The organism is Vibrio hepatarius, from assembly GCF_018860525.1.
In the GTDB taxonomy this organism is placed as follows: domain Bacteria; phylum Pseudomonadota; class Gammaproteobacteria; order Enterobacterales; family Vibrionaceae; genus Vibrio; species Vibrio hepatarius_B.
The window spans coordinates 90,567-99,949 of record NZ_JAHKPM010000050.1; the positions used below are offsets into that span (position 1 = coordinate 90,567).

7 protein-coding genes are annotated in these 9,383 nt (G+C 41.2%); 6 read left to right on the top strand and 1 reads right to left on the bottom strand.

Annotated features, from left to right (window positions below; translation table 11 throughout):
• Position 1: 1 nt before the first annotated feature.
• The 4 genes from KO511_RS14440 to KO511_RS14455 all read left to right on the top strand — a co-directional run bounded on the left by KO511_RS14440 (position 2) and on the right by KO511_RS14455 (position 5,938).
• Positions 2 to 1,087 (top strand): efflux RND transporter periplasmic adaptor subunit, encoded by a 1,086-nt coding sequence (locus KO511_RS14440; protein WP_215988111.1) that lies wholly within the window; start codon positions 2 to 4, stop codon positions 1,085 to 1,087.
• Positions 1,080 to 4,181 carry an efflux RND transporter permease subunit gene (locus tag KO511_RS14445; protein WP_215988112.1) on the top strand — a complete coding sequence of 1,034 codons (3,102 nt, stop codon included), beginning with the start codon at positions 1,080 to 1,082 and terminating at the stop codon, positions 4,179 to 4,181. Before KO511_RS14440 ends, KO511_RS14445 begins: the two co-directional genes overlap by 8 nt.
• Before the next feature lie 58 nt (positions 4,182 to 4,239).
• Positions 4,240 to 4,794 carry a DNA-3-methyladenine glycosylase I gene (locus tag KO511_RS14450; protein ID WP_215988113.1) on the top strand — a complete coding sequence of 185 codons (555 nt, stop codon included), beginning with the start codon at positions 4,240 to 4,242 and terminating at the stop codon, positions 4,792 to 4,794.
• 340 nt (positions 4,795 to 5,134) lie between these two features.
• Positions 5,135 to 5,938 carry a substrate-binding periplasmic protein gene (locus KO511_RS14455; protein ID WP_215988114.1) on the top strand — a complete coding sequence of 268 codons (804 nt, stop codon included), beginning with the start codon at positions 5,135 to 5,137 and terminating at the stop codon, positions 5,936 to 5,938.
• A gap of 140 nt (positions 5,939 to 6,078) precedes the next feature.
• On the opposite strand, the gene KO511_RS14460 is transcribed toward KO511_RS14455, so the two are convergent.
• Positions 6,079 to 6,873, bottom strand: coding sequence for a glycine betaine ABC transporter substrate-binding protein (locus KO511_RS14460; RefSeq protein ID WP_215988115.1), 795 nt, complete (start codon positions 6,871 to 6,873; stop codon positions 6,079 to 6,081).
• Positions 6,874 to 7,006: 133 nt separating this feature from the next.
• Between KO511_RS14460 and KO511_RS14465 the strand changes: the two genes are divergently transcribed.
• The gene (locus KO511_RS14465) at positions 7,007 to 8,212 is read left to right on the top strand and encodes a hypothetical protein (protein ID WP_215988116.1); all 1,206 of its coding nucleotides are present in this window, start codon (positions 7,007 to 7,009) and stop codon (positions 8,210 to 8,212) included.
• Positions 8,209 to 9,207, top strand: coding sequence for a hypothetical protein (locus tag KO511_RS14470; protein WP_215988117.1), 999 nt, complete (start codon positions 8,209 to 8,211; stop codon positions 9,205 to 9,207). The genes KO511_RS14465 and KO511_RS14470 overlap by 4 nt, the downstream gene beginning before the upstream one ends.
• Positions 9,208 to 9,383: the final 176 nt, after the last annotated feature.

Consider the following 9,383-nt stretch of genomic DNA (forward strand, 5'->3'; position numbering starts at 1 on the left):
CATGAAGTTATTTATAGGTCTTAGTTTGCTCAGCTCAGCGATTGTTCTTACTGGGTGTGGTAAGGAAAACCAATACGTTGATTTTGGCATACCAAAAGTGAAGGCTGTTCAAGTAAGCACTGATGTCGAGCAAGATAATCTTTATTTCCCAGCGGTGGCCAATGCAGCGGAGCGCGCGCCCTTGAGCTTTCGAGTGTTTGGTGAAGTCAGTAAGCTCAATGTTAAAGAAGGAGATAGGGTTAAAAAAGGCGCTGTACTAGCCGAGCTAGACCCAACGGATTATCAACTGGACGTCGATAATGCTAGTGCCAAGTTCACCGTTATTGATAGCCAATACAAGCGTTCTAAACCTCTTGTTGCGAAAGGACTGCTTGCGAGATCTCAGTTCGATGAGATAGCCGCCAATCGGCAGATCGCTTTAAGCGAATTGGAGTTAGCTCAATTGAGGTTGTCATTCACTCAACTTTTGGCTCCGGTTGATGGCATAATTTCACGGGTAAATGTTGATCAATATGAAAACGTGCAGGTTGGTCAACAGGTCGTGAATATTCATAGTATTGACAACGTGGAAGTGTTGATTCAGCTGCCTGATAGCCTTTATACCAATCAGCCTGAACCGGAGACTCTTTCTCGTATCGAAGCATTAGTTAAAGTGCCGAGCGGCAATGAGTACCGAGCATCCATCAAGGAGTTTACTACTGAGCCTGATCCTAAAACCGGAACTTTCACTGTTACCTTGGCTCTACCCATGCCTGAGCAAGAATACATATTGGATGGTATGGCGGTAGAAGTCACAACTGATAGTTACCAAATTGGCTTGAACAGGAGTAGTGGAGTATTGGTGCCTATTGAAGCCGTATTTAATGCAGATGGTGATGATATAAATAGAAGTAACAAATTTGTTTGGCTGCTAAATGAAGACAGTACAGTGACTCGGCAAAAAATTCGAGTCAGTAAAGTCACTAAGGAAGATCTACAAGTAGTAAGTGGATTGACAGGCCAACAGCAAGTAGTCGTGGCTGGGATTTCAAGGCTAAAAGAGGGAATGAAAGTGGAAGTGATTAAGCAGGAGACTGGAAATGAGTGAACACGATAACAGCCAGTCTTCTCAAGATGAAAATGTCACTGGTGTAGCTGCATATTTCATTAGAAACCGCGTTATTAGCTGGATGATCGCGTTGATTTTCCTTATAGGCGGTATTTCGGCTTTTTTTGGTTTGGGACGTTTAGAAGACCCAGCATTTACGATAAAAGATGCCATGGTAGTCACTTCATATCCAGGTGCAACGCCTCAGCAGGTAGAAGAAGAGGTGACTTACCCTATAGAGAAAGCCATCCAGCAATTGACTTATGTTGATGAGGTGAATTCAATTTCCAGTCGTGGTTTATCCCAGATCACTGTCTCGATGAAAAACAACTATGGCCCAGATGACTTGCCGCAAATATGGGACGAATTACGCCGCAAGGTGAGCGATCTTAAGGTTCAGCTACCTCCAGGGGTCAATGAACCCAAAGTTATAGATGATTTTGGTGATGTGTACGGTATTTTACTCGCGATCACAGGCGATGGGTATTCGTATAAAGAGTTACTTGATTATGTTGACTATTTAAGACGTGAGCTGGAGCTGGTTGATGGTGTCAGTAAAGTGTCGGTTTCAGGCCAGCAACAGGAACAGGTGTTTATCGAGGTCTCGATGAAGCGCTTAAGTAGCCTTGGTTTAGCACCGAATACATTCTTCAATTTATTATCTACTCAAAACGTGGTTTCCGATGCTGGCGCAATCCGAGTCGGTGACGAATACATACGCATCCAACCTACCGGTGAATTTGAAAATGTTGATCAGCTTGGTGACTTGATCATCACAGAAAGTGGTGCCCAAGGGCTGATTTACTTACGAGATGTCGCCGAAATTAAACGCGGTTATGTCGATGTTCCCGATAACATCATTACCTTTAACGGCCATCTTGCGCTTAACGTGGGCGTTTCCTTTGCGCAAGGTGTGAATGTGGTTGAAGTGGGCGAGCGCTTTGATCGTCGGCTTGCCGAGTTAAAGTATCAACAACCGGTTGGTATTGATATTGCCGAAGTCTACAGCCAGCCGAAAGAAGTCGACAAGTCGGTGAGCGGTTTTGTTGTTAGTCTTGGCCAAGCAGTCGCAATCGTGATAATCGTATTGTTGTTTTTTATGGGTATTCGCTCGGGGCTGCTTATTGGTTTAATCCTATTGCTGACCGTGTTTGGTACTTTCATTTTTATGAAGTACTTTGCTATCGATTTGCAACGTATCTCGCTTGGGGCTCTAGTTATTGCTCTTGGTATGTTGGTCGATAATGCGATTGTAGTCGTCGAAGGTATATTGATAGGAACGCAAAAAGGGCGTTCGCGAATGCAGGCGGCAACCGATATTGTCACGCAAACTAAGTGGCCATTGCTTGGTGCGACAATAATTGCTGTGACTGCATTTGCTCCTATCGGCTTATCTGAAGATTCAACGGGTGAGTACTGTGGAACCTTGTTTACTGTCTTGCTTATTTCTTTGATGTTAAGTTGGTTTACCGCCATATCCTTGACCCCATTTTTTGCCGATATGTTTTTTAAAGGGCAAAAAATTAGCAATGATGGTGAAGATAATGACCCCTATAAAGGCATGGTTTTTGCCCTCTACAAAGGGTTTCTAGAGTTTTGTATGCAGCGTGCTTGGCTAACGGTTATTGTTATGATTGTTGGTCTTGCTGCTAGTCTCTATGGGTTTACTTTTGTCAAACAGTCCTTTTTTCCATCATCAACAACACCTATGTTCCAGGCTGATATCTGGTTGCCTGAAGGGACAGATATTCGTGCGACTAATACTAAGCTAAAAGCATTGGAAACTTGGCTCTCTGATCAAGAGGGAGTTGAACATATCACCACCACTGCGGGGAAAGGTTTGCAGCGTTTTATGCTTACTTACTCGCCTGAGAAAAGTTATGCAGCGTATGGTGAAATTACAACACGAGTAGAAAGTTACGAGCAGTTAGCAACATTAATGTCGAATTTCAGAGCTTATGTTGAGGATAATTTCCCTGAAATTAACTATAAGCTCAAGCAAATTGAGCTTGGCCCTGGTGGTGGTGCAAAAATTGAAGCGCGTGTGATTGGCTCCGACCCAACTGTGCTGCGGAGTGTCGCAAGGCAGATTGAAGATATTATGCATGCAGATCCTGGCGCGAATAACATACGCCATGACTGGCGAGAGAGGACAAAAGTACTAGAGCCGCAATTTAACGAAGGTCAAGCAAGGCGCTACGGCATTACTAAAGCCGATGTAGACGAGTTCCTTGCGATGTCTTTTTCAGGGAAATCTGTCGGTGTATACCGTGACGGAACGACTTTAATGCCAATTGTTGCTCGACTACCAGAAGAAGAGCGTATTGATATTCGTAATATTGAAGGGATGAAAATTTGGAGCCCAGCGCTAAGTGAATATATTCCACTTCAGCAAGTCACTTTAGGCTACGACATGCGTTGGGAAGATCCCATCATAGTGCGTAAAAACCGCAAGCGCATGTTGACTGTGATGGCTGACCCGGATTTGTTAGGTGAAGAAACTGCCGCAACCCTACAAAAGAGGCTGCAACCACAGATTGAAGCGATTGAACTTCCGCCTGGGTATGCTCTTGAGTGGGGCGGTGAATATGAATCTTCGGGGGATGCTCAGGCTTCGCTCTTTACTACTATGCCGATGGGCTACCTCTTCATGTTTTTGATCACGGTATTCTTGTTTAATACGGTCAAAGAGCCATTGATCGTCTGGCTAACCGTTCCACTGGCGATTATTGGGGTTACAACAGGGTTACTGGTATTAAATACACCGTTTGGCTTTATGGCATTACTGGGCTTTTTGAGCCTATCTGGGATGTTGCTAAAAAATGGTATTGTCTTGCTTGACCAAATAGAGATTGAAATGAGGTCAGGCAAAGACCCTTACCTTGCGGTGGTCGATGCGTCTTTAAGCCGTGTACGCCCTGTTTGTATGGCAGCGATCACCACAATATTGGGCATGCTTCCCTTGCTACCTGATATTTTCTTCAAACCTATGGCCGTGACTATAATGTTTGGGTTAGGGTTTGCCACCGTATTAACCCTGATTGTAGTGCCTGTGCTTTATCGAATTTTCCATAAAGTACAAGTGCCAAATTAATTAATGTTATTAGCGCCTCCTTAGCGAGGCGCTAATAACAACTGATGTAGGAAAGAAAATGGATACGAGGTGCGCTTGGGCAATGAATCATCAGCTTGAACGTGACTATCACGACAACGAATGGGGCATACCTGTTTATGACGACCGAGTGTTGTTTGAGTTTATCACGCTGGAAGGCGCGCAAGCGGGCTTAAGTTGGATAACTATTTTGAAAAAGCGAGAAGGCTACCGCGCCGCGTTTCAAAATTATGATATCGACAAACTGGCCAAGTGTGATGAACAAGCGGTCGAGCCCATTATTGGTCAATTTGATGTAGTTAAGCACAGAGGTAAAATCAACTCGGTCTTTAGTAATGCGCGCGCCGCAAAGGCTCTGATTAAAGAATATGGTAGTCTGTCGAATGCGTTATGGCAGTTTGTCGATGGCAAACCAGTAGTGAATCACTGGAGTGTGATGGAGCAAGTGCCAGTTTCAACAGAGCAATCAAAAGCGATGAGTAAATTTTTAAAAAAGCACGGTTTTAAGTTTGTCGGCGAGACGATTTGCTACGCCTTTATGCAAGCCGTCGGTATGGTCAACGACCATTTGCTCGAGTGCCCCAAGAGGGGATGATGATGGTAAAGCCTAGCTAGCGTAACATTTTGACAATCGGCTGCTGGCTTCTGCGTGACTAACAACGTTGCCTTCAGCTAATGCTCACTTGTTCCGTGCAATCCCCTCAAAAGTAGCTAATCGATTTTCTACGAGTGTTCGACAAAATAATTTGGCGGTGCGTAAGCGCCTCTATATTGGTTCATTGACTCTCAACTCAGTTTAGCACTGACATGAGCCTCATTGTGAGTATTGAAGAACTGCCATTTTAAATGTCCAATTTTTTCCCGAATTGTCACACCCCAGTTACGTTCAGAGGCTAAACTTGCATAGTGTTCAGTTCAAGGTTGGTGGAAGGTTTATGGAAAAAATAATTGCGATAACTGTTACTTTAATGTTGGTGTCATTCCAGACTTATGCATCTAATACAAGCTTTCTTACTTTTGAATTTCCGCCATTTAGCCACAAGATTAAAGGACAACCCTCAGGTCCATTCACGGATATGGTCAATGACGTATGTTTGGAATTGGGTAATGAGTGTAGTTTTAAAACATTTCCCACAAGAAGAGCTAAGCTTATGATATCAGAAGGAAAAGCTGATGGGATATACCCATTCGCTTGGTATGAGAATCGGGCGGAAAAGTTTTATTTCTCAGTTCCTTTCATGATGACTGAATATGGTATTTTCCTTTCAGTAGATAACAAAACAACCATTGCAAATGTAGAGGATCTTCAAGGTTTGCATGTGGGCGTTTTTGGCCCATCAAACACATCTAATTCTCTGGACGAGCTAAATGAAACATTGGTAGCTAAAGGCTTGAAACCAATGAAAATCATGATACAAAGAGATGAGAGTGGTAATTTAATTAGAATGTTGGATTCAAATAGAATTGATGCCTATTACAGCAACCGTTCGTTAGGGGAGTTTCGTGCAAAACAGTTTGGCATTGAAGGTATTAGATATACTTGGAAAGATAAACGTCTTTTGTATTTTGTGGCATTCCCTAAGTCAACAACAGATATAGAGTTTGTTGAAAAATTCAATAAAGCTGCATTGAAGATTTTTTCAAAACAAGGCTATTTAGAAAGCAAGTTAAATCCTTGGGCTATCTCCTCACCTCCGCTTACTGCCGAGACACTTAACGAATACGCTATACCACTTTAGGGAATTTGTGTGAGCCACTAAATGATAGAATCTAGAAAATGGCTCATTCACTTTCTCATTCTGGACACACACCAAAAGGACATTCAATTTATTTTTGACAATCGCACTGATCGAGCGCGTAATGTAGAAACACTTCTCTGCTAGCTCAGTGAGAGCACATCTTGTGCCATCAACCACTCATGCGTAACTTCATCTTGTGGTTTACCTTCACGGCACACTTTATAATCAAGTTCTGCAATAATATCATTGGAGAAGCGTAATGAATCTAAGGTCTTAAGCTGCTTTTCAGTGAAAAGATTTTTTTTGTCATCTCGAAGTAAAAGCAAGGCTCTATCTACAATTCCAAGCAGTCCTTTAGGCTCTTTAAGCTCACGAATATCATAACGATAGTGAAGAAATTGCGGCTTCCACAGTGGAACAATAACCCATTTTTTATTCGCGACTGCATCTTCAAAGGCACTTAAGCAATCGTCTTCACTGCCCGTAAAAAATTTATACCCTGCTTTACTTAAACCGTACTCTTCCATCATACGAATTGAGAAGCGTGTGATACCAGCTCCTGGGTTAATACCTTGAATCTTAGGTATCATTTTCTTGACCACTTCAGGCTTCAATAAATCCACCACTTCTGAGACCATATCTTTAGGCACGTAATCCGGTACACCCCACAATGCGTATGGCTCATAGTGAAGTCCAAGCTCGATTAATTGCTCAACCTCTTCAACATCTGATTTATAGATACCATGACTCGATGGTAACCAAGCAGAAGATAGCATGTCTATTTCACCAGTTTTCAGTTTTTCAAAATTTTCTTGATGAGGAGAGAAGATTCGCTCAACTTCGAATTTCATGTTTTTCAATACGTTGGTAACCAATGACGCTGTTGTACGATGAAACGACAGGTCTGTTACACCAATTGTAATTTTTTTATTCATTGTTCTTTTTCTCTTACCGTAACTGACATATGAAAAAATTGAGAAAGAACCAGAGGAACTAGTTCTATTGATTGGAATAGCTGACACATGGGCTGCATTAGGAAGCACTCTTTGCCTTGAAACAATGAGGCGTATGTTTATATTCGAGGAAGAGCTAAAGCACTTCTTTGATACTGATATATGGACAGGTAAACATCTAAAATATCTACCTTCTTTCCTGCAAGTAGAGTTAAATGTTGTCGTGGAACGCATCAACTTTGAACGAAGGATTGAAGGTCAGCGACTATCAAAACCTAAGTATGTCCAACAACTGGCAGTTCAAAAGGTTTTAAATCATTACGCAAAGGTGCTTCAGGAAATCAGCAACTATTATGCATTTACGATCCCTAACTTTATAAAGAAGCTATCAGAAATGCAGATGAAAGAAGCTGCGACTCAAGTAATTTTGGCAAATCTTCACAATTATTGGAAGTTACCTAGATGGTTCGAAGATATATCTCAGCTAATTAATAGATACAGAGAGTTTGAACATTACTCCGAAAAGCAGTATTTATTTCCAGAAATAGATATTGATGCTTTTAGAAAGCAACACGCCACAGCACGAGATGAAGCAATAGAGATGCTAGGTGAAGCTAGTATTATTGGGCATGTTTTTAGGCAAAAACAAAATGATGAACTACCAGATCATTTTGGGCACATATACTTCGAACTCGCCGAAGCTTGTATTGATGCACTTGAGCAGAATGATGAGGATAAGTTAAGTAAATCTATTTCAATGTTCATGCTACTAGCTTTTATGGCTTCCGACTCTAAATTCGTAGATCCTAAACTCGATATAAATGATGAGTTTCGATTACATCTCATTTCAACTGTATTGAACGATATAATGTCAGTTGTAGGATTTGCTATTTTATATGGAGCTTACTTCGAGAATTCGAGACTATCTGAAATGGCACTTGGCGAGTTCAATAAATGGATAGATAGGTTTCCAACCAAGAAACAATATTTGGAGAGGATGGTACGGCTTTCAAACCCTCGTTCGTTTAGCTCTAGTGCATCCCCAAGAGATATGATTCGTTTCAACTGGAAATCAGCTTTTGAAGATCGTACAAGGCAAGATGGATATGGAGACCAAATGGGTATGAATAGAGGAAAAGCCCATAAAAACAAAATAATTAGAGCGTTTCTTAGCAACTCATTTTCGGATGCTTCTCATCTGTTTATTGCTTTACATATCCTTCCGCAACTTGGCTCTGTTGATTTCGAAATAGGTCATGATATTTCCTCTCTTAAACGTTCTTTAGAAGATACTGAAGACAGTGAAGAGGATTACCTATGAAGCTTGTTAAAGGGAAACCAGAACATCATTTCGATACAGAAAATATGGGGCTCTTAGAAAGACTTTTCATTAGTCCTTTGAGAGAACGAGAGGGCTTCTACCAAGGAATGTTTAATCAAGATTTTTCTCAAATTTTTAAATCGATTCATCGAAGAAATGAAGCTCTTTTCAGTATAAAGTCTAATGATGACGTGCTAGCTGATAAATTGCTTGGAAATGTCAAAGGGAGACGTAGGCATCATTGTTTAGACGATACTGTACGTGAGTGGGTGGAGGAAATAGCTCAAAAATTAGTGCGTTTGAAAAGTGCACGCTATTTTCTTCATGAAGATGCAGAAAAAGAAGAACTACATATAGTGCCTTTAAGTTCAGTTAATCTGTTCCAGTTCTTGAATATATTCATCCAGCTTTTGCCAAAACGACGCAAAGAGCATTGGAATAGCGATGGAGAGTTACTACCAGCAGAGCTACGAATCTTAGATACAAGTAAACTTATTCGAATTGATATTTCCAGTGCCACTAAGCAACTTTTGTTAGCACAAAATAGGATATTGATCGCTCTAGATAAGCACCAATATGACAACACTGCATTTTTTCCCGAAGCCACATATAAGAACCCCATACCAAGAAGCGATTTTGACTTTAACTATTGGGTAGATACGCAAGATAAAGCACTGTATCGAGCAACGAGAGATACTGGCTGGACTGGCAGAAAACAAGACTCATCAAAGCGTTCAGATTTTTTCGATTGCTATCGTTTGCTCCGTTTTAAAAGAAACCAATTAATACTGCGCGACAACATACTTTTCCAATTAGGAAAAGAGCTTACAAGAGTTGGACAGCAGTACAATCCTGAGTTTGAGGTTGTAATCTCCCCTACTAATGCTTTGCCTAATATCGCTGAACTGGACAAATTGAAAGAGCAACTATCACAAGAAGAAGTTAGCTTCACCGACATCATTGACTTTTGCTACGAACGTAAAAGGACTTCTTAATGAAACATTTCTAAATTAATTAGTCTAAATGTAGCGTACGACCCACGACTTGTAGATACAGCTAGATTAGAAAATCGGCTCTTCTCAGCTTAGGTGAGCTTGATATTTGGGTAAAAAGTTGAGTGTGTATCGGGAACCGATGTTTGTCTGATCTTTAATTTGAAATAGTCTGTATC